Origin of the sequence: Neobacillus sp. 114 (genome assembly GCF_030127045.1) — a bacterium.
In the GTDB taxonomy this organism is placed as follows: Bacteria; Bacillota; Bacilli; order Bacillales; family Cytobacillaceae; genus Neobacillus; species Neobacillus rhizophilus.
This window is the reverse complement of sequence record NZ_CP126144.1, coordinates 469,879-491,467: the sequence shown is the minus strand read 5'-3', so window position 1 is coordinate 491,467 and position 21,589 is coordinate 469,879. Positions and strand designations below refer to the sequence as shown.

At 41.9% G+C, this 21,589-nt stretch carries 19 protein-coding genes; 9 read left to right on the top strand and 10 right to left on the bottom strand.

Annotated elements, in window-relative coordinates:
* Positions 1 to 47: 47 nt before the first annotated feature.
* On the bottom strand, positions 48 to 1,175 hold the full coding sequence (locus tag QNN06_RS02385; protein ID WP_284036890.1) for a GerAB/ArcD/ProY family transporter: 1,128 nt from the start codon (positions 1,173 to 1,175) through the stop codon (positions 48 to 50).
* Between the two features lie 226 nt (positions 1,176 to 1,401).
* Between QNN06_RS02385 and QNN06_RS02380 the strand changes: the two genes are divergently transcribed.
* Positions 1,402 to 2,970, top strand: a complete 1,569-nt coding sequence (locus QNN06_RS02380; protein WP_284037877.1) for a spore germination protein — start codon at positions 1,402 to 1,404, stop codon at positions 2,968 to 2,970.
* Positions 2,971 to 3,111: 141 nt separating this feature from the next.
* Here the strand turns inward: QNN06_RS02380 and QNN06_RS02375 are convergent, their stop codons facing one another.
* Positions 3,112 to 4,221, bottom strand: coding sequence for a GerAB/ArcD/ProY family transporter (locus tag QNN06_RS02375; protein WP_284036889.1), 1,110 nt, complete (start codon positions 4,219 to 4,221; stop codon positions 3,112 to 3,114).
* Positions 4,222 to 4,235: 14 nt separating this feature from the next.
* A complete protein-coding gene (locus QNN06_RS02370; RefSeq protein ID WP_284036888.1) occupies positions 4,236 to 4,469 on the bottom strand; it encodes a hypothetical protein in 234 nt (77 codons plus the stop codon).
* Between the two features lie 239 nt (positions 4,470 to 4,708).
* Between QNN06_RS02370 and QNN06_RS02365 the strand changes: the two genes are divergently transcribed.
* From QNN06_RS02365 to QNN06_RS02355, 3 genes are read left to right on the top strand one after another with little or no spacing between them, the layout of a single operon-like run.
* Positions 4,709 to 5,908: a Ger(x)C family spore germination protein gene (locus QNN06_RS02365; RefSeq protein WP_284036887.1), complete on the top strand. Its 1,200-nt coding sequence runs from the start codon at positions 4,709 to 4,711 to the stop codon at positions 5,906 to 5,908.
* Positions 5,909 to 5,926: 18 nt separating this feature from the next.
* On the top strand, positions 5,927 to 7,120 hold the full coding sequence (locus tag QNN06_RS02360) for a Ger(x)C family spore germination protein (RefSeq protein ID WP_284036886.1): 1,194 nt from the start codon (positions 5,927 to 5,929) through the stop codon (positions 7,118 to 7,120).
* Positions 7,121 to 7,163: 43 nt separating this feature from the next.
* The gene (locus tag QNN06_RS02355; RefSeq protein ID WP_284036885.1) at positions 7,164 to 8,249 is read left to right on the top strand and encodes a GerAB/ArcD/ProY family transporter; all 1,086 of its coding nucleotides are present in this window, start codon (positions 7,164 to 7,166) and stop codon (positions 8,247 to 8,249) included.
* 56 nt (positions 8,250 to 8,305) lie between these two features.
* Here QNN06_RS02355 and QNN06_RS02350 read toward each other — a convergent pair whose 3' ends face one another.
* The 5 genes from QNN06_RS02350 to QNN06_RS02330 form a co-directional block, all read right to left on the bottom strand.
* Complete coding sequence (locus QNN06_RS02350; RefSeq protein ID WP_213120772.1) at positions 8,306 to 9,085, bottom strand: SDR family NAD(P)-dependent oxidoreductase; 780 nt, start codon at positions 9,083 to 9,085, stop codon at positions 8,306 to 8,308.
* 392 nt (positions 9,086 to 9,477) lie between these two features.
* The gene (locus tag QNN06_RS02345) at positions 9,478 to 10,014 is read right to left on the bottom strand and encodes a response regulator (protein ID WP_284036884.1); all 537 of its coding nucleotides are present in this window, start codon (positions 10,012 to 10,014) and stop codon (positions 9,478 to 9,480) included.
* A gap of 79 nt (positions 10,015 to 10,093) precedes the next feature.
* A complete protein-coding gene (desA, locus tag QNN06_RS02340; protein WP_213120774.1) occupies positions 10,094 to 11,125 on the bottom strand; it encodes a Delta(5) desaturase DesA in 1,032 nt (343 codons plus the stop codon).
* 143 nt (positions 11,126 to 11,268) lie between these two features.
* Complete coding sequence (fabF, locus tag QNN06_RS02335; RefSeq protein ID WP_217034329.1) at positions 11,269 to 12,510, bottom strand: beta-ketoacyl-ACP synthase II; 1,242 nt, start codon at positions 12,508 to 12,510, stop codon at positions 11,269 to 11,271.
* A gap of 91 nt (positions 12,511 to 12,601) precedes the next feature.
* Positions 12,602 to 14,791, bottom strand: coding sequence for an alpha-galactosidase (locus QNN06_RS02330; RefSeq protein ID WP_284036883.1), 2,190 nt, complete (start codon positions 14,789 to 14,791; stop codon positions 12,602 to 12,604).
* A gap of 1,150 nt (positions 14,792 to 15,941) precedes the next feature.
* On the opposite strand from QNN06_RS02330, the gene QNN06_RS02325 reads away from it, so the two are divergent.
* Together QNN06_RS02325 and QNN06_RS02320 are read left to right on the top strand one after the other, a co-directional pair.
* Positions 15,942 to 16,478 carry a hypothetical protein gene (locus tag QNN06_RS02325; RefSeq protein WP_284036882.1) on the top strand — a complete coding sequence of 179 codons (537 nt, stop codon included), beginning with the start codon at positions 15,942 to 15,944 and terminating at the stop codon, positions 16,476 to 16,478.
* Positions 16,479 to 16,648: 170 nt separating this feature from the next.
* The gene (locus QNN06_RS02320) at positions 16,649 to 17,731 is read left to right on the top strand and encodes a branched-chain amino acid aminotransferase (RefSeq protein WP_217034324.1); all 1,083 of its coding nucleotides are present in this window, start codon (positions 16,649 to 16,651) and stop codon (positions 17,729 to 17,731) included.
* A gap of 57 nt (positions 17,732 to 17,788) precedes the next feature.
* On the opposite strand, the gene QNN06_RS02315 is transcribed toward QNN06_RS02320, so the two are convergent.
* Both QNN06_RS02315 and QNN06_RS02310 read right to left on the bottom strand, forming a co-directional pair.
* Positions 17,789 to 18,160 (bottom strand): hypothetical protein, encoded by a 372-nt coding sequence (locus tag QNN06_RS02315; protein WP_284036881.1) that lies wholly within the window; start codon positions 18,158 to 18,160, stop codon positions 17,789 to 17,791.
* A 107-nt stretch (positions 18,161 to 18,267) separates the two neighbouring features.
* A complete protein-coding gene (locus tag QNN06_RS02310) occupies positions 18,268 to 18,720 on the bottom strand; it encodes a nucleoside deaminase (RefSeq protein ID WP_217034320.1) in 453 nt (150 codons plus the stop codon).
* Between the two features lie 236 nt (positions 18,721 to 18,956).
* Here QNN06_RS02310 and QNN06_RS02305 point away from each other — a divergent pair, with 236 nt between their 5' ends.
* The 3 genes from QNN06_RS02305 (at position 18,957) to QNN06_RS02295 (ending at position 21,488) form a co-directional block, all read left to right on the top strand.
* Complete coding sequence (locus QNN06_RS02305; protein WP_213120781.1) at positions 18,957 to 19,547, top strand: guanylate kinase; 591 nt, start codon at positions 18,957 to 18,959, stop codon at positions 19,545 to 19,547.
* A 790-nt stretch (positions 19,548 to 20,337) separates the two neighbouring features.
* Positions 20,338 to 21,120 carry a GNAT family N-acetyltransferase gene (locus QNN06_RS02300; protein ID WP_284036880.1) on the top strand — a complete coding sequence of 261 codons (783 nt, stop codon included), beginning with the start codon at positions 20,338 to 20,340 and terminating at the stop codon, positions 21,118 to 21,120.
* Positions 21,121 to 21,293: 173 nt separating this feature from the next.
* Positions 21,294 to 21,488: a hypothetical protein gene (locus tag QNN06_RS02295; protein ID WP_284036879.1), complete on the top strand. Its 195-nt coding sequence runs from the start codon at positions 21,294 to 21,296 to the stop codon at positions 21,486 to 21,488.
* Positions 21,489 to 21,589: the final 101 nt, after the last annotated feature.

The following is a 21,589-nucleotide window of genomic DNA, read 5'->3' as shown; positions in this document are numbered from 1 at the left end:
CAAGACCTGCTGCCAATTTATCACCATATTTTATCGATCCTTTTTATCTAACTTTTTTTCTGATTCGGAATATTGGCTTGTGATGAACCAAAATAATTTCGAACCCAAATCGCAATAAGGACTATGACAGGAATCCCGACCAATAGCGGTAAAGCAATTACATACCACATTTTAAAATAAAAAAAATCTTGATAGATAACTTTATTTTTCGCCCCAAAGATAGAGGTAATAAAGATGAGGGCAACTACTGGTAAAATCAAAGGCTGATACCTTTTAAACTTAAAAAGATCGGCTAACCCAATCACCACGACATAAACATATAGAAATATTTTCGCAAAAAATCCAACGGCAAATGTCCCAACCACGATAGAGTCCATTCTCTCGATAATATGACCAACACTGATTTTTTCAACGGCAAGCAGCAGCGGAATTTCAACGTTCTGTGCGTTTACGCCGATTACACTAATAACCAAAAGAAAGGTCCAGGAAAGACCTAAACCACTTAACAAGACGGACAATAAACCCGTTCTTTTTACCAATTCGGGCTTATTTAAGTAAGGGAAAATCATCAGGAAAAGAAAGATTTCCCCAAATGGGAAAAAGACCGTTAAGGGTACAGCCTGTTTAAGCACTGGCAGCCAGCCGAACTCTAAAACCGGCTGTACATTTTTAATTTTTATAATCCCGGAAGCAATGACCGTTATATTTCCAATGACGCCAAAGGCAACCATTGCGCCAATTAAGATTTCTGCCGTTCTTCCTAATACTTCAATTCCTAAATAACAGCCATAAGAAACCAATAAGAGACTGATGAAAATAATAACAGGGACAGGTGTTTCAGTTAAAATATAGGTTCCCATTGTATCGCCTAAATGCCGGACGTTAAATGCACCGGTAAAGAAAAAATAACAAATATACACTAAACCAAGAGGCAGCCCGATATATTTACTAAATACCTGCACTAAAATCTCGGTAAAAGGAAGATTCGGATACCGCTTGAATATCTGAAAGTATACAAAGAAAAATAGAATAAGTGCACCAGCCATGCCAAGCGCGATTGATATCCAAGCATCCTGTTTCGCCTGCTTTCCTATACTCGTGACAATGCCGGTTCCTAATTGAAATAGAAACATAAGAGAAAACAGCTGCTTCGCATCAATCTTCGCCTTTTCCATTATATTAATGTCCTTCCCTAAGAAACGAATTGAATATTCATTATTGTGAGCTTTCAGCTGGTAAATTAAACCTACACTTCATTGTTTTATGATGACCCACGTTAAATGGAATATGCCAAATGCAAGTGGAAATAATAACCTTAAATATAATAGGAATACGAGGGACATGACCTTGAATTTTTTTAAAAGTACTAATAAAAAATCCATTAAAGACAAATGGAAAGAGATGCAAAAGGAAACGGCGAAACAGCCCGCCTCGCAAAGCCAAGCGAAACAAAATAATGAACCGTTAGAGCCTTTGTTAACGGATAACATCGAAAAGATTAAAGAATTATTAGGTAACAGCGACGACATTATTACGAGGGAAATCAGAATCGGCAAGGATGGGAGGATTAAAGCTTGTGTCGTTTTTACAGACGGATTGATTGATAGTCATGCTGCGCAAAACTTCATAATGGAGTCGTTAATGTATAATTTGCGCATGACAGATGTCGAAGTGGAAACCTTTACGGGTTTGAACCTTTTATCCTATTTAAAAGAAATGGTATTAACTGTCGGAGATATCCAGGATATAGATGATTTTACGAATCTCTTGGATTCTCTTTTATCCGGTAAAGTAATTCTTTTATTTGATGGGTATTCGAAAGGCTTCTCCATTGACATGAAAGGCTGGAATCAGCGTTCTGTGGAGGAGCCAACGACTGAGACGACAATCAGGGGCCCTCGAGAAGGATTTACAGAAAATATCCGGGTTAACACTGCACTAATCAGGAGGAAAATCAAAGATCACAACCTATGGATTGAATCAAGGAAAATTGGAAAAGTATCAAAAACAATCGTCTCCATCATGTATATAAAAGGAATTGTTAATGACAAGGTAGTTGAGGAAGTACGCACGCGGCTCAATCGGATTAAGATTGACAGTGTTTTAGAAACAGGTTATATTGAGGAATTAATTCAGGATGGAGTATGGACACCTTTTCCCACCATGTATCATTCGGAACGGCCAGATGCCATCGCCGCCGACCTGTTAGAGGGACGTGTTGCCATTCTGGTTGACGGCACACCCTTTGTCATGACAGTACCTATCGTGTTCGCACAGTTTTTGCAGTCACCGGAAGATTATTATAACCGGGCAGATATTACAACCCTTCTTCGTTTCTTGCGTTATATCGGTTTTTTTATCGCCTTATTAGCACCATCATTATATATTGCTATTACCACTTTTCATCAGGAAATGCTGCCAACGCAATTACTGATTACCCTTGCCGCACAGCGGGAAGGTGTTCCTTTTCCAGCCTTTATTGAAGCACTTGCGATGGAGGTCAGCTTTGAAATATTGCGTGAAGCAGGCTTAAGAATGCCAAAAGCGATTGGCCAAGCGGTTTCCATTGTTGGAACACTTGTTATCGGCACTGCAGCGGTTGAAGCCGGATTTGTGTCAGCTGCCATGGTTATCGTTGTCGCCATTACAGCTATAGCCAGTTTTATTGTCAGTAATTATGAATTGGCCATTGCCATCAGGATGTTACGATTTCCCTTCATGGCCATCGCAGCCTCATTTGGTTTATTTGGTATTATTGTCGGATTGATAGCCATGGTGCTTCATATGTGCAGCCTGCGTTCATTTGGCGTGCCTTATATGGCCCCCTTCGGCCCCTTTATCATGGATGACCAAAAGGATGCCATTTTCCGATTTCCAAGATGGGCCATGTCTAAACGGCCCCGTTTATTCAGTCAGAACAATATCGTACGCGAAGACACTCCTGCTCCAAAACCACCCCAAAAAGAGTGAAAGCTGCCTTTACTCCAAAGGCAGCTTTCTCTTTTTTGCTAATAAGGAATTATAAAATTTCCCAAATTTTATTATTCCTTAACGCATAAATTCAACTACGCCTCATGAATCGCCCTAACGGACTCGCCAATCGACGAGTTTTCATTTATCATTCCTTATACATTTCCTTAATCCATGAATTATTAATAATAATAAAGGAAGAGCAAGTCCATATATCAAAGAATAAACAGTCCAAATTTCATAGTCGAATTTTGCTGAATGGCTAACATTGGGATGTGAAAAAAGGGAAATCATCACCATAATCATCCCTAAAGGAAATGTAAACGGCCTATAATCTTTTATGTTTAAGCTTTGTACCAAACTGATGATAGCTGCATAAAAATAAAGGGACATCTTAAAAAAAAGCGTTATAAACCACATAATCGCCAAGACTGCTTCAATCCGCTGCAAAAAATCCCCTATCTTTATCCTCCTTGCTAAATTATAACTAGGATACATCTGTCTAGCGCTTGCTTCAGGACCCAATACTAAGATAGTCAGTGTGATCAAGATGATTAAACAAACTCCCGCTATACCGATTGCCATAAAAAAAAGTTTCTCAGCTGCCCTTGGCTGCTTCACAGAAATAGGAAAAATCATCAATAATACAATCAATGGGAACGAGAAAACGCTTAAATAAATGAACACAGCTCGGATCATTGGTTTTATTCCAGAGATGAGTATAGGTTCGAGGTTTTGCAATTTCCATAAGTCAGGGGTTATTAATATTGATCCTACCAGCAATACGAACAAAAAAATAAATACTGGAAAAAACAGTTCTGCCGAGCGTGCCAGCGTTTCAAGACCAAGACGGATTCCCATCAATAAGATGCACGCAAGCACAATATGGATTGCTTCAATTGGTGTGTTGGGCATAATCTGGGTGGTAAGGAAAGTACCTGAGTAATACAATAGTTCTGATGCAGCAATGTAAGCAAAGAAAAAAAACGAAAGGGAAATAATTTTACCTGCCCACTTACCGAGCAGTGTTTCTATGATTTCAGCCAGTGTCATCGCAGGGAATATCCTGCCTATCATGACAAATAAAGCAACGATCAAACAACTAATGACTGTACCGATAATGGCTGTTATCCAGGCATCCTGTTTTACCACATTAGCAAGGCTGCCAGGTATCACTAAGATCGTCGTACCCACAGAAAACAAAATAACTAGAATTGCAAATTGCCGTGCGCTTATTTTGAGATTTTCCATTACTCTCACCGAACCTATTTCAGCAAGCCGTTTATAACATTACTCATTGGCTGGAGAACCATTCTAATCCCATTCAAAGGGTTCGGAATGCTTAAATGCAAGCTTTCTGCTATGCCTAATCCAACTGCCATAACCATTAAGACGGAAAATACCCATAGCTCTTTTGTTAACTTTTTTTTTCGCAATTTAGGAATTTCAAAAACAAAAATTATAATGGCTGCCACTATTGTAATTGCAACTCCAAGCATTTGAAGGACTTCCTCTCATTCACTGTTATCCTGTCTATTCCCTACTCTTCGTTTAATTATTCATACTCACTCGCCATCCATTCTTAACTTATTTTATACATAATAAACGGTGCAAATCGCATTTGATGGTTTTTGTCGAATTTTCTCTTTGAGAAATAAAACATCCTTCCATTTGCCCGCTTAAAAAACCAAATTTTGGGGAGCATATAACTAGCTTACAGGCTTAAAGGAGTAATGGCATGAACCGAAAATTCCTTTTACTTGTTTCCATCTGCTCCCTTATCCTTCTCACTTCCTGTTGGAACAGACGAGAATTAAATCAGCTTGGCATTGTGATTGGAATGGGGATTGATCAAGTAGATGGTAAATTCCTAGTAACGACTCAAGTCGTAAATCCTAGTGAGATTGCTGCATCCATGGGCAGCGGCGGCAATTCTCCTGTAGTTGTTTATCAAGAAACAGGGGATACATTATTCGAGGCAATCAGAAGAATTACAACCGAATCACCACGAAAACTTTATTTTTCTCATCTTCGTCTGCTCGTATTTGGAGAACAATTGGCGAAAAATGGGATTGGTAAATCATTAGACTTATTGACAAGAGACCCGGAATTGCGGACCGACTTTTATATTACAATTGCTAAAGACCGCAAAGCAGGAGATGTTTTAAAAGTCTTAACGGCGATAGAAAAAATTCCCGTCCAGCAATTATTTGAATCGCTTTTATCCTCAGAAAAACAGTGGGCGCCAACCCTCCCCGTTACATTGGATCAGGTGAATTCAGAATTAATAGAGGAAGGGAAGGATGTCAAATTAACCGGGCTTATGATAAAAGGTCCGCTGCAAGCGGGAGAAAGTCTGGGGAAATATCAGCAATCTAAAGCAGAAACCTATTTACAATATGATGAGGTTGGCGTGTTTAAAAACGATCAATTAATAGGTTGGCTAGGCACGGACGAAAGCAAAGGCCTCAACTACGCTTTAGGGAATGTAAAAAGTACGATTATAACCGTACCCTGCCCTGAAAAAGGAGTCGCCGGCATTAAGCTGATTCATACAAAAACAGAGTTAAAAACAAAGGTTTCAGGCAGCAAGCCAAAAGGGAACATAAAAATTACTGCAGACGGAAAGTTGGCAGATGTATACTGTAAGACACTCGATTTAAGTAAACCGGAAACCATCAGCCAGTTAGAACGAAAAGCAGAGAAAAAAATGAAAGATAACATTCTTAAGGCTCTACATGCTTCGCAAAAGAAGTATAAACTCGATCCATTTGGTTTCGGTGAAGCAGCGCGCCGTGATAACCCGGATTATTGGCATTCGGTAAAGAATGATTGGCAGCAGATTTTTGGAAAAATGCCGGTAAACGTAGAAGTTACTGTAAAAATACATGATGTAGGAATGATTAAGAACTCTCCTTTAAATTTCATGAAGGACTAATCACATCGGAGGAATGAGATGGAACGAAAAACCCTTTTACTCATACTTTTCAGTTCTATCCTCCTTTCTGGCTGCTGGAACAAACGGGAATTAAATGAACTATCCATAGTATTAGGATTGGGGGTTGATAAAGAGCAGGACCAATTTGTTTTGACTGCCCAAGTTGTCAATCCAAGTGAAATTGCCTCCAAGAAAGGCGGCAGTGGCAAAGCGCCAGTGGTCGTTTATCAAAGCAAAGGAGACACATTATTAGAAGCAGCAAGGAAAGTTACAACGGCAGCCCCAAGAAAGCTTTATTTTGCGCACCTGCGAATCCTGGTCTTCGGAGAGAAATCGGCAAAAGAAGGGATTGCTGGTACCATTGACGCTCTTTTAAGGGAACCGGAAGTACGAAATGATTTTTACATAACAGTAGCCAAGAATGCGAAAGCAGCAGATGTTTTAAAAGTATTAACTCCGCTAGAAAAAATTCCGGCTAATAACTTGTTTAACTCTCTCGAGGCATCAGCGAAATCTTGGGCGCCAACCGAAGGTGTTACATTAGATAAACTCGTTAATAAAATGGTAAGTGATGGAATTAACCCTATTTTAACCGGTGTTGAAATACATGGAAATGTAAATGAGGGGGCAACTCTTAAGAATACCGAACGGACAAAACCGAAAACAACCTTGGAATATAAAGGATCAGCAATTTTTAAACATGATAAGTTGATTGGATGGTTAAATGAAAAGGAAAGCAGAGATGTTAATTATGTCTTAGGAAAAGTGAAGAGCAGTGTAGGACAGGTAAGATGCCCGCAAGGTGGAAATGCCGTCATTGAGGTAATGGGGGCAAAATCCAAACTTACTGCAAATATAATTAAGGGAAAGCCTCATGGATTGGTAAGGGTCAAAGTGCGAGGAAATGTCGGAGAAGTGGAATGCAAAGGATTAGATTTAACAAATCCCAAAACTATTTCTTATTTAGAAAAAGTATCAGAAACAGCTCTCAAAGAAAAAATGAAATTGACCATAGGGCATGTTCAAAAAAATTATCAAATCGATATTTTCGGTTTCGGCGAAGCACTTTATCGCTCAGAACCCGATGCTTGGAAGAAATATAAAAAGGCTTGGAATCAAACATTTTCTGAAATGCCTGTTACCGTTAAGGTGGATATGACGATCCGGCAAACTGGCACCATTAGTAATTCGCCTCTTAACAATATGAAATAAGTCTTAAAGGATGTCACCCCTTTGGGAAAAGTGAGGAACTCGCATGCTTGAAAAGGGTAAAATATCACCTCATCAATTTACCATAATGATTGCTTTATTTATAGTCGGCGGCAGTGTATTGTATGTCCCAGCAGGACTTATCCATACTGCGAAACAAGATGCCTGGCTTGCTAGTATTCTAGTGGTCGGGCTAGGGCTGTTACTCGTCTATATGCTCAATGCACTTGGAAGCAATTTTCCAAATATGAACTTTGCACAATATTGTGAAAAAATATTAGGAAAATGGCTTGGAAAATTCGTTTCCCTCTTATATTTCGTTTATTTTTTCTTAAGTACCGCTACTTTTGTGCGGCAATTCGGTGATTTTGTGATTATCCAGCTTCTCCGGGAGACGCCCCTTTTAGCGGTTCATATTCTTCTCATTGTCATTATGATAATGGGTGTCCGTTACGGCCTAGAGCCCTTTTCTCGTGCGATAGGAATTTTCTTTCCGTATATTTTTTTACTTTTTGTTTTGTTTATCCTTTCACTCTTCCCGATGATTCAATTTCATCAGCTCCAGCCAGTGTTGGACAATGGATTAAAACCTATAATGGGGGCAGCTGTGAAAGCCCTTGGAACCCCTTATTTGCAATTGGTGTTATTTTTAATGATTTTCCCTGCTGTAAACCAGACAAAACCCGCTAAAAAGTCTTTTCTACTTGGGACATTAATCGGGGGAAGTGTGTTAACTCTTGTCACTTTATTATGCATTTTGTGTTTCGGGGCGATTTTTTCTGAAAATCAGCAATTTATCACCTATGTCCTGGCACTCAACATTAATATCGGCGGCTTTTGGCAGCGCATTGAAGCGATTATGGCATTCATCTGGTTCATTACCATTTATATTAAGATCACCCTTTATTTCTATGGATCAGTTATATGCATGGGCCAAATTTTAAAACTAAAGGAATATAAATCTTTAACCATTCCTCTAGGATTTATCACGCTATTTCTCTCTCTATTTATCAATAAAAATATTGTTGAATCCGACCAACAAGCCGAATGGTGGACCGCTTTTTCCCTTCCTTTTGGACTTTTTATCCCTTTATTGTTACTCATATTAAGTAAAGTTAGAAAAAAAGCTTGAGGAAGCAAGAGGCACCTAATCCGAATTTTGGTTTAGGTGCCTTTTCTTTTTTCCGATTATAACGTTCCAGCCAGTCCTCCGTCGATATTCACCGCTACCCCTGAAACATAAGAGGCGGCATCTGAGACAAGGAAGGCAATCACTTTCGCTGCTTCTTCCGTATTTCCGATGCGGCCTAGTGGAATTTGCCGGTCTTTCCTTGAAAACTCTTCCCATGACAGATCTGGCGCTTGATTTTTCCACATTTTTTCGATTTGCTCACTGCGAATTAAACCAATACAAACGGTATTGGCGCGAATATTGTCCTTGCCAAGGTCTTTACTCATTGCTTTTGTAAGAGCCATCCCTGCTGCCCTGCTGACGGATGTTGGCAATGAAGAAGCGGGCGGCGTTTTCCCAAGGATGGCTGTCACATTGACGATTGCTCCTCCTCCTGCCTGCCGCATATATGGTACAGCATAACGGGAACAATGAATCGCCCCGAATAGTTTTAAATCTAGATCCTGCCTCCAAAGCTCCGTTTCCACTTTTTCGAATGAGTGGGCTTGTGACGTACCGGCATTGTTCACCAAAATGTCCAGCCGCCCATATTTTTCTACAGCTGCTTGTACCACTTTCTGACAATCCTCTTCCTTCGTAACATCCGCCACAACGTACAGTACTTCTTTTCCGGTTTTTTCAAAAATAAAGGCAGCCGCCTCTTGGAGACGGTCTTCGTTTCTGGCACAAATCGTGACTTCTGCACCTTCTCCCACTAAATAAAGGGCCGTTTCCAAGCCAATCCCTTTGCTTGCCCCCGTAATTATGGCGGATTTCCCTATTAAACCTAATTCCATGATAGTGTTCCCCTTTCTCATTCACTTTTTATCCTTCCCCTTAATGATACAGAAAAAATGAATAAGTTGGTATTTTCGGGACTCTAGGCTCCTACAAGGTATTTGTCGAACTGAAGCTGATATATCAAAGCAGTTTTTTGCATAAATATATACCCATTACCATTTTCCTGTAGAAAGGGGGAATTTTTTTGATGGATGTCTGCATTTCTTGCGGAATGGAATTATCAATCATGGAGCGCAACAGGGCCGAATGCTGGGAGTGCAGGGATAAGAAGACGACTGAGGTTTACGCCGAAGAGGAAGATTAGTTGTGCAGTCATGTGACTAAGCCTAAAGACTCGCAGCCAAAAAACAAGAGACACCTAACCAATTCGGCAGGTGTCTCTTACTGTTTATCCAGCGTTTAATTTCATTTTTTCTATGATTGCTGAAAAGTAGTTCCGGACCGTTCCCTTTTTGTTTGATGGCTGATTTGAGGTGTCTGTGTTTGGACTACCATCGAGACAGTTTGACTCCTCTGTTTCTAGCCTTGTATCGGGTTCATCCTTTAGTTCCGGAGCGTAAATCCGCTCTCCCCTCATGATGCTGCGAATAGAACCGACCAGCTCCTCACTCGGGCTGTCCTTCAATAAATAGCCTGTTACACCCGCCTTTAGGGCACGCTGCCAGTAACCGGCTCTTGCAAAAGTTGTTAGAATGATAACCTTACAGCCCGCCGACATTAAAGCTTCAGCAACTTCAAGGCCGTTCTTCCCAGGCATCTCTACATCCATAATACAAATGTCCGGCTTTAAGCAGTGCACGAGTGTCAGTGCTTCTTCCCCGTTGCTGGCCTGGCTTGCCACTTCCATGTCCTCTTCTAGGTTCAGCAGGGAACCAATGACTCCTAACAGACTTTCCTGATCCTCTAAGATGACGATTCTGATCATTTTGTTCCCTCCTTGACGGTACCTGCCATTATGCAAAGACTCCCCAAAAAGAAACGGGGAGTCAGCTAATAATAACAATTTATAGCTCCGGTTTTGCGTGAATGGAAACACTATTTCTCATTACCTCTTTGGCCTCTTTAAAGCTTACAAAATCCTTCTTTTCCTCATCCCATAAGCGAAACTTTAGTGACTTTAAGCTTGTAGCCAGTGTAATGGTTGGAACATTTTGCAGCGGAAGCGTATTATTGTGCGCCTCTTCCAATTTATAGTTTGGTACCCTTGGGTTTAAATGATGGACGTGATGGAAACCGATATTCCCTGTCAGCCATTGCAAAAGCTTTGGCAGTTTATAGTACGAACTGCCTTCTACTGCTGCCCTTACATACTCCCAGTCCTTGTCTTCTTCAAAATAAGAATCCTCGAACGTATGCTGGATGTAAAACAGCCAAATGCCAGCTGCTCCAGCAATCATGAAAATTGTACCTTGCACAATTAGGAATGCCTGCCACCCAATCGCCCAGCAAAGCAGTCCTGCTAACGCCAGGATCAGAACATTCGTCAGATAGGTGTTATTGCGTTCCTTTTGTTTGGCGCCTCTATGGTTAAATCTATTTTTTAACAGGAATTGATAAATTGGCCCCAATCCAAACAAAACGAATGGATTGCGATATAAACGATAGCCTAAACGAAGTCTGAACGATGCTGCCTTATATTCTTCTACTGTCAGCGTCCAAATATCGCCTGTCCCCCGCTTGTCGAGATTGCCGCTTGTTGCGTGGTGAACCGCATGATCATGCCCCCACTGGTCGAACGGGAATAACGTCAAAACCCCCATAAATGTCCCCACGACTCGATTAGCACGTCGGCTTTTCAAGAAGGAATAATGGGTGCAATCATGAAAAATAATGAACATCCTGACCAGAAATCCTGCCGCCAGAATAGCTGGTACCAGTGCCAGCCAATAGGAGACTGACAAGCTTTGATAAGCAAGGAACCATAATATAATAAATGGTACGACTGTATTGATGATTTGCACTATACTTTGCTTTGTTGTTGATTTTTCAAAAGATGCAACTTGTTTTCGTAATTGTTTCGTGCTTTCTAAGGTCATTTTTCAAATTCCCTTCTTTTATGTCGTTAAACCAAGTATAGGGAATTGAAAACGATTGCGTTAGTAGCATGTGTCATGGACTAGATATGACAAATGTCATGAAAAGGCGAATTTTTAGCTAAATATGTAGAAAAATCCGCTATTTATTTATTATATTTTTTAAAAATCAATGTTGCATTATGGCCGCCGAATCCGAAGGAATTGGATAGGACGACTTGAACATCCTTCTTTTTCGCTGTATTTGGAACGTAATCTAAATCCAGACCTTCATCTGGTGTTTCGTAATTAATGGTTGGCGGAATGACCCCTTCCTTGATGGAAAGCAGCGAAAAAATAGCCTCAATCGCACCCGTTGCCCCGAGCATATGTCCCGTCATCGATTTGGTCGAGCTTACAGATAAGTTGTTGGCATGGCCGCCAAATACCTCTTTGATGGCCATCGTTTCATACAAGTCATTATAATAAGTGGACGTGCCGTGGGCATTGATATAGTCCACTTGTTCAGGTGAAATTCCAGCATCCTCCAAGGCTGCTTTCATCGCACGCTGGGCTCCCTCTCCATCTGGTGCCGGTGTTGTGATATGATGGGCGTCACCTGAAGCCCCATACCCGGCAATTTCACCATAGATGCGGGCACCACGGGCTAGTGCATGTTCCAATTCTTCCAATATCACGATGCCGGCGCCTTCCCCGATGACAAATCCATCGCGATTCTTATCAAAGGGACGGCTTGCTGTGTTTGGGTCGGGATTTTTTGAAAGGGCGGTCATATTAGAGAATCCGGCAACCGTCATTTCTGTGATGGTAGCTTCCGTTCCTCCGGCAATCATCATTTCGGCATCGCCTTTTTGAATCACGCGGAAAGCATCGCCGATGGAATTAGCACCGGATGCACATGCTGTTACGGAGCAATTGTTCATTCCTTTCGCTCCGAGTTCGATCGACACCTGTCCTGCTGCCATGTCTGGAATAAACATCGGAATCGTAAACGGATTAACCCTTCTTTGGCCTTTTTCAATAAATTTCTTATGCTGTTCCTCAAATTCGCCCAGCCCGCCGATGCCTGAACCAATCCATACTCCGACCCGTTCAGGATAAATATCTGTTCCGATTTGAATGCGGGCATCCGCTGCAGCCATTTTACTCGCAGCAATCGCAAATTGACTGTAACGCCCCATTCTCCTCGCTTCTTTTTTATCCATATAGTTTTCCGGTGCGAAGTCTTTTACCTCCGCTGCGATTTTGATATCGACCTTTTCTGTATCAAACAAGGTGGCCGGACCGATGCCTGAAATGCCGTTTTTAATCTTATCCCATGTCGTCAGGGCGTCATTACCGAGAGGGGTAACCGCTCCAATACCCGTAATCACTACTCTTCTTTTCAACTTACTAACCCCCACTTGTTTATTCACTTAATTCATTGAAAATTTCTCATTCCTTCTATTTTACCTAATTTGGAGTGGTTCGCCTAATATTTCAATTTTCCGCGTGAATTTCGAATATCTCTGAAAAAAAATCAGTTTTTACGAGCGGCAAGGTTACTCCCATCTTCATCAGTTCATCCCCATAAAAGACCTTTTCCCCGTTGTTAAGCCGATATTTTTGTTTCGGATTTAATCCCTGTAACAGAAGGCGGCGGAAGGGCGGATTCGGGGTTGCCAGTGTTTGATAGTAAAAAACAGCCGCATGCTGCTGATTGTCCGCGACGTACATCCAGGCCGTTTCCAGTCCTTCGAAGGGGCTGAGAAGCCTATACAAATCACCAAAGCTAATAAGACCTTGGATTTTACGATAGAGCTGGATTCCCTTTTGTACCGTCAGTTTTTCTTCTGTGCTCAGCTTGTCGACATTTAATTCAAAACCTAAGTTGGCAGCCATTGCCACAGACAATCTCATTTGAATGGGTGTTATCCGCCCAACTTGGTGGTTCGGTACATCTGAGACGTGGGCGCCCATGGTGATGGCTGGGTAAACTATGCTTGTGCCATATTGGATTTTCAGCCGTTCGACTGCGTCTGTATTATCACTTGTCCAGGTTTGCGGCATGTAATACAGCATTCCCGGGTCGAAGCGGCCGCCCCCGCCCGAGCAGCTTTCGAATAAAATGTGCGGAAAGCGTTCGGTTAATTTTTCTAATATTTGATACAAGCCGAGCATGTAACGATGAGCAGTTTCCTTTTGCCGTTCAGGCGGCTGGACAGCGGATCCAATCTCGGTCATATTTCGGTTCATGTCCCATTTTACATAGGAAATCGGTGCACTGCGGAAAAGGTTTGTGAGTGTTTCAACGAGCCAATCGCATACATCCTGCCGGGATAAATCGAGAACCAGCTGGTTGCGGGACAGCGTCCGGTTCCGTCCTCGAACATGTAGACACCAATCGGGGTGCGACCGGTACAAATCACTGTCAGGCGAGACCATTTCCGGCTCGACCCACAGCCCAAACTTCATTCCTTTCGTTAGCACATAGTCCGCCAAGCCCTTTAATCCATGGGGCAGTTTTTTCTGATAGACAGTCCAGTCCCCTAGTGAACTTTTATCATTGTCACGGTGCCCAAACCAGCCGTCATCGAGGACAAACAGCTCAATTTTAAGCTCTGCAGCCCCGTCCGTCAGTTCCTTTAATTTTCTTTCGGAAAAATGAAAACGGGTCGCTTCCCAGTTATTGATAAGAACTGGGCGTAATTTGTCGCGATAGGTTCCACGGCACACCCTGGCTCGCAATAGTTTATGAAAGGTTCGCGACATTCCGCCAAGACCAGCCGATGAATAAACCAATATGGCCTCTGGGGTTTGAAATTTTCCCCCAGGCTTTAATAGCCAAATGAAATCAAACGGATTAATTCCTATCGATAGCCTCGTTGTTTCGTACGGGGCGACTTCAATAGACGCTTCAAAATTACCGCTATACACAAGACTAATCCCATAGACCTCTCCTTGCTCTTCCTTGGCATCCTTTGAAAGCAGTGCGAAAAAGGGGTTGTGCTGGTGGCTGCTGGCGCCTCTCGAGGAGGAAATCGATTGAACCCCATGATGGAGCGGCTGCCGTTCGAGATGCCGCTCCCTTGCCCATGATCCGTGAAGATGGAGCCAGTCCCAATTAGAATGGTGAAAGTCCAAGGACATGCTCGTACATTTGTGTATTTCCACTGCCTGGGTTCCTAGGTGCTCGAAGGAAGTCGATCTGGTGATCACATCGAGGTCCCTGTAAATAGTGTAAAAGAGGTTAATCCCTATCCCCAGCTTGGAATCAACCAGCGTAAGTCTTAAGGTTTCCGCTTCGGAATCATCCTCGACATAGGCAGAAGGCAGCCCGTCTAGAGATGGCTTTCCTTTAAAGATTTCATGTGAGTCATAAACAAACTCAGTAATGGTAGAACCGTCACTTGTGCGCAGCTGATAGGCCGGTTTCCTGAAATCGCCGTTGCCGTACGCGGGATACTCTTGGGGAAGAGTGTCCAGGGAAAATTGTTTGTTTGTTGATTCCGCCGTTGGCGAAAAGGTCCTGCCTTTAAAGGAAAGGATCGAAGCAGGCTGCAATGTGTGAACCCGCTTACCCCAGTACAAATGGGCAGGATATTTTCTATGTACAATTTGAAGCAAATAACTTGTCCGGTCATTAAATAAATGAAATATCCCATCCTCTTCATTCCACTCTATTGGCACCACATCCACTCCCCTTAATTTATCGTCTTACTTCATCCTATTTTGGTTGGCAGTGAAAAAGCACTAGGCTTAGGCAAAAGAGCAGGAGGTCTTTGTCGTGTTTTTGGAGAACAATTTTTTAAGCCCTTATTTAAAAGATTGTTGCTTTCCTAATAAGAAATAACTTATTGCCTTCGCTGTAAGCGATAGAACACTTGGTAAAATAACTTGTCCGGTCGCATATAACCTTCCTATGAGCCCCAACGATTGTAAAAATCTACGGTCCGGTCGCATATAACCTTTCTATGAGCCCCAACGATTGAAAAAATCAGCGGTCCGGTCGCTTATAACCTTTCTATGAACCCCAACGCTTGTAAAAAACAGCGATCCGGTCGCATATAACCTTCCTATGTGCCCCAACGATTGTAAAAATCTGCGGTCCGGTCGCATATAACCTTCCTATGAGCCCCAACGATTGAAAAAATCAGCAATCCGGTCGCATATAACCTTCCTATGAGCCCCAACGATTGTAAAAATCTGCGGTCCGGTCGCATATAACCTTTCTATGTGCCCCAACGATTGTAAAAATCTGCGGTCCGGTCGCATATAACCTTTTTATGAGCCCCAAAGATTGGAAAAATCAGCGGTCCAGTCGCATATAACCTTTCTATGAGCCCCAACGATTGTAAAAATCTGCGGTCCGGTCGCTTATAACCTTTCTATGAACCCCAACGCTTGTAAAAAACAGCGGTTCGGTCGCTTATAACCTTTCTATGTGCCCCAACGATTGAAAAAATCTGCGGTCCGGTCGCTTATAACCTTTTTATGAGCCCCAACGATTGGAAAAATCAGCGGTCCAGTCGCATATAACCTTTCTATGAGCCCCAACGATTGAAAAAATCAGCGATCCGGTCGCATATAACCTTCCTATGAGCCCCAACGATTGAAAAAATCAGCGGTCCGGTCGCATATGGCCTTTTATACACCCCAACGCATGTAAAAACCAGCGGTTCAGTCTTATAGGAGCAAAAACAACAATATTAACGAAAACAGCAATTTTTTAAAAATAATTGAATATATATATTTCATATTTTTTCCAATATTTCTATTTTGATGTCTAACACGCTTTTTTAGAAGGCAATCTGAACGATCATGAACAAGAGGTGAAGAAATGAAGGTTAATAGGATTCGTTTCCATGCTCTGTTGTTGTTCATCGGCGGGCTTGTTTGGGTGATAGTCGGAACTCGTCTGGCTCTTAGTCCCCCTGGCAACCCAGCTTTGGATATCTACCGGGATTCAAAAGGTTTGATGCCGCTGCTCAGTGGTGGAATGCTGTTTATTACAAGTGGAATGGTGATTTTTTACCGGGAGCTTTTCCTCCATAAAGGTCTTGCGAAATTCGCCTTTATCCTCATTCAATCTGGAAGCGTCCTTTATTTTATCGGGCATTCACTAAGACAGTTCTTGAATGGCGCGTGGGAACCGGCAGCACCAGTCGGTTTCATTATGTTAATTATAGGATTGTTTCTGTTTGGCCTTAGAAGTATAAAGGTAAAATCACTGCCTGACCCAATCAGTTATTTCATATTAATAAGTTCACTATGCCTGCTCTTCTTTAATGACCAATTCTTCACTGCCTGGATGTCAGTGCCATTTGGGCCCATTTGGATTGCCATTGGTGGAGCGCTATTTTTTAAGCCTCTTTGAACGTAATTCGCCAGCACCATTTTTGCACATTAACGGACCATAAGGTGTACAAATTAATTTAAAGCGTTAAAGTACCATTGAATACCAAGTTTTCCATACTCAAATTATTGTGTTTTTTCTGAAAAAGTCGTAGTCTCTATATATAAGAGATTTCGAGATGAGGTGCGAAGATGACACAAGAGATTACATTTATTCAACGAGAACAATTAAAGGCTAAGCCTGACCCTGCTTCGCTTGGATTTGGGAAGTATTTCACCGATTACATGTTTGTGATGGATTATCATACTGATCACGGCTGGCACGATGCTAGGATTGTACCTTATGGGCCATTAACACTTGATCCATCATCCATGGTATTCCATTACGGACAGGCGATTTTTGAAGGAATGAAGGCCTATAAAACTCCAGATGGCGAGGTGCAGCTTTTCCGTCCGGATAAAAACATGAAGCGCCTGAACGACTCCTGCGAGAGGCTTTGCATTCCGCAAGTTGATGGGGAGTTCTTATTAAAAGCGATTAAACAATTGGTTACAGTTGAAAAAGACTGGGTCCCGGAAGGCGCCGGACAATCGCTTTACATTCGCCCATTCATTTATGCATCGGAAGCAGGACTTGGAGTGCACCCAGCCCATCAGTATACCTTGCTGGTAATTACGTCTCCTTCAGGTGCCTATTATGGGGAGCAATTAAATCCTGTTAACATCTACGTTGAAGAGCATTATGTCCGCGCAGTTCTTGGCGGGGTTGGACATGTGAAGACTTCCGGCAATTACGCAGCAAGTCTGAAAGCCCAGGAAAAGGCCGAAGCGAACGGCTACGCGCAAATTCTTTGGCTCGATGCAAAGGAAAACAAATATGTTGAAGAAGTCGGCAGCATGAATATTTTCTTCAAAATTAATGGTGAAGTCGTTACACCTAAGCTAAATGGCAGCATTTTACCTGGGGTAACTCGTGATTCTGTTATTCAGATTTTAAAACATTGGGGAGAACCTGTCCGCGAGGAGAGAATCTCCATTGAAGAGGTTTTTGCGGCATATGAGCGCGGAGAACTGGAAGAGGTTTTCGGAGCTGGAACAGCAGCCGTTATCTCACCTGTTGGCGAATTAACATGGAACGGCAAAACTATCGTCATTAACGACCGCAAAATCGGGCAAACATCCCAACGCCTCTATGATGGCATCACAGGCATTCAATTAGGCAAGCTCGAGGATCCGTTCAACTGGACCGTTAAAGTGAGCGCTGTAGAAGTCTAACCAATAGAAAAGGTGCCTGATCCCCGCCGCGATAACGCACCGGGGGTCAGGCACCTTTTATTTTACTGACAACTCTTTTATTTTTTCTATCCAATCTTTGAAGCTGCCAAATTCATTGGCATCGAATCCAAAGTGTTCCTTTATGATTTGGATGGTTTCGCTTTCTTTTTCTTGAAAAACCCCATCTGAATAAATCAGTTGTAAGAGTTCTGCTATAACGATATTTTTGGAGCGTTCAGTTTTGAAAGTTATTAGAATGTTTTCGATTGCGAGACCTTCTATTTGGTAATCCTTCAGCCCCATTTCCTTTTGAAACTTGCTAAGGACGGAACTTTCAAATATCGACAAATTCCCATCAATATTGGCAATCATCGCAGCAAGTTCAAGAAATGCCCTTTTCTCCTCAGGCTGAAGTTCTGCTAGAAACATTTATTACATACATCTCCTTGTAATCGTATATATTTATATACGTAACATGTCTATAAAAGTTTCATTTTAATCATATCCTTGTAAACTGTTCCGCACTTTGTATTTTTTCAAAGCCGTTTTTTCCAAAGCTCCATTGGACTTTCTTGTCCTTCTTCTAAAGGCATTTGGATGATTTGCAGGGACCTTTCGGATCGAGATTTTTTCAAATCCTCGTAAATGGATTTTGATTTTCCCAAGCCCACTACGGCGGCGTCCTCTACCGACGCACAATAATAGACTTTTTCAATCCCGGCAAAGTACATGGCCGTTAAACACATCGCGCAGGGCTCACCACTGGCGTAAATAATACATCCTGATAAATCATTTGTCTTAAATTGTTCCTGGGCGCGGCGAATGGCCAGCAACTCCGCATGGCCGCTGATATCAAACTTTTTGTGAAGCTCATTTACACCCTCTGAGACGATTGTATTATTTTTGACAAGCACTGCTCCAAACGGCTGCCCGCCTTCTGCGACATTTTGAAGTGCGAGCTCTACAGCCCGTTTCATGAAGTTGTCCATTCTATACTTCCTTTCGTTTTAGCATTTTTTCATTTTAAACTATTTATCAAAAGGAATCATTCTCGTGATTCCCCTTATTTGAAAAGTCATCCGAAATACCTAGATTTTTTTCCTCCCAATCCACACATTCCCATATCATTATCATTTTGCTATAATGATAGTATACCCTATCTACATCCAGAAAAATTTCCTCCAGATAAAAGGGTTATCTCATAAAAATAAAAGGAGGTACCTCGATGTATCAGATCAAAGGGAAAGAAAAAATTTTCGTTTACACAGGTCCTGATGGCTCTGGACGAAAAACCATTGCGAAAAATGTTGCTACCGCATTTGACATGGAAACTGTTCTCTCTTACACCACTCGTTCCCCACGGCATTATGAAAAAGACGGCGAAGATTACCACTTTATAACTGATGAAACCTTCAAAAACATGCAGGCCCAACAAGAATTTCTCGAAAGTGTCGAGATTGATGGAATCCATTATGGGATTCGTGAACAAGATGTTGTGGAGGCCTTTAAAAACCATGATTTCGTTTATTTGACCTTAAATCCAGAAGGCGCTGAAAAACTTAAAAAAATGTATGGAGATCATGTTGTACGAATTTTTGTGTACGCGGATCGTGATACGGTCATCGAAAGACATAAGAAGCGCCAGGATAGCGAGGAAGTCATTGAACGGCATATGAGCCATTATAACGAAACTATGAGCTATAAAGGCAGCTGTGAACATGCATTTGAAAACTTCGATTCCCCGCAGGTCTCTTACCAAGTAAGCGAGCTAATCGAATCCTACCTGGACAGAAATCTCACCGTAACGGATTACTAAACTACTTAAAAGGGGCTTACCCCGCATTAACCCAGAAAATTGGTAAATAAAAGGCGAACAGTACACACGGGACTGTTCGCCTTTTGTTTTACTCCATCACACCGGAGCAGCGGTTTCCTTTTACCGTTTTAGTAGTTATAAACTCTTTATAACTACCGGAGCTCCCATTTTCTTCATCATTGGGTAGTTATGAACTCTTCATAACTACCCGAGCGATAATTTCCTTCTATGTTTGGGCCTTATGAGCATTTCATAAATACTGAAACCCTCATTCCTTCATCCCCCGGGCTTTATGAACTCCTTCATAACTACCGATTCACTGATTCCTCCATCCATTCAGGCTTTATGAACTCCTTCATAACTACCGATTCACTGATTCCTCCAACCGTTCAGGCGTTATGAACTCTTCATAACTACCGATTCACTCGGTTCTCAACCCGTTCAGGCGTTATGAACTCTTCATAACTACCGATTCACTGATTCCTCTAACCGTTCTGGCGTTATGAACCTCTCAAACCTTCTCAAGCCAGTGCTAAAAAACTTTCTAGCTTAATACAATGCTTTCTGGTCAACAAATAAAGCGGCCGTGAGAATGCTCCCAAACTACGGCTTGTTAATTTATTTAATGAATTTCAATTCGCTTCTGTTCAATTTTGAGAATCTCTTCACTTTTTTACCTTATTTATATATCTTTTAAGGATTACGAGTTTTAAGCAGGCCTTTTCAAAAAAATCCTTGAACTTTCCATATCGCACGAGTACTCTATTTAAAACAAGGGGGGGATCATGGCGTGATTAGGAAGCTTACCGAACAAGACCACCAGCAGGTTCTTACCTTTTTAAGTGAAGAACCGTCTATTAATCTATTTATCATTGGGGATATCGAGGCTTTTGGATATTCCTCTGAGTTTCAGGAGCTTTGGGGAGAATTTGATGAGAAGTACTCCATTAAGGCCGTCCTGCTTCGGTACCATCAATCCTTTATCCCGTATGCAAAGGGAGAGTTCGATACAAGCGGATTCGTTTCGATTATGAAACAGTACACACAGCCTATTTTTCTATCCGGGAAGTCTGACATCGTGGAGAAATTCGAAGTTTTTGAGGAACTATCTCTTGGCAAAAAACAAGTAACATTTTTTGCAGAGTGCCTTTCTGACGATTGTCTTGGTGACAACAATGTAGATGTTAAAAAGGCGACAATTGAGGACGTTGATCAAATCATTGAGCTTCGCAGCAGCATTGAGGAATTTCAAATTAGAAGCGATGCCCGGAAGATGTTAATCAATGCGATGGAATCCAACACAGGAAGAACCTATTATACCATCCGCCAAGGTGTGATGACCGCCTGTGTTTCCACAACAGCGGAAAATTCCATATCAGCAATGATTGTCGGAGTCTGCACGCGAAAGGAAAACCGCCGTCAAGGTCTAGCAACAGCTATCATGGAAAAGTTATTTAAGGTTGTTCTAGCTGAAGGTAAAACGCTTTGTCTCTTCTATGATAACCCGGAAGCAGGCCGTATTTATAAACGGCTTGGCTTTAAAGATATTGGGAAGTGGACCATGTACCGCTAAAAATTCCCGTCAAAAAAGGAAGGTGCCGAGTCACCTTCCTTTTTACCGTTAATACACTAGGTATAAGTCCCTCAATCACCATTACCTTAACAAGCTGGGGGCTGTCCCACTGCATAAAATCGCCTGCATGCAAATAAGCTAATATAAGCATCTAAATAAAGGGGTTGGAAGCAATGGTCATATTCAACAAAATCGCCTTATTCTTTGTCATCTTATATTCTGTTTTCACCATCATTAATACCTATTTAGGGGAAACCGAGCGAGCCCAATCCAATGTCATATATTTTCTGATGAACGGATTTGCCTATATCGTTACCGCACTCGAAATGGAAAAACGGGGTCAGGCTTCAGATGCATTAAAGTATTAATGCGCCGGGGGCCTGACCCCCTTTTTTTATACAGATACTAACTGCTGAGGCTGCCCTCAACCCCTTTAATTATTATAGATTTGAAACGAATAGGATTGGAA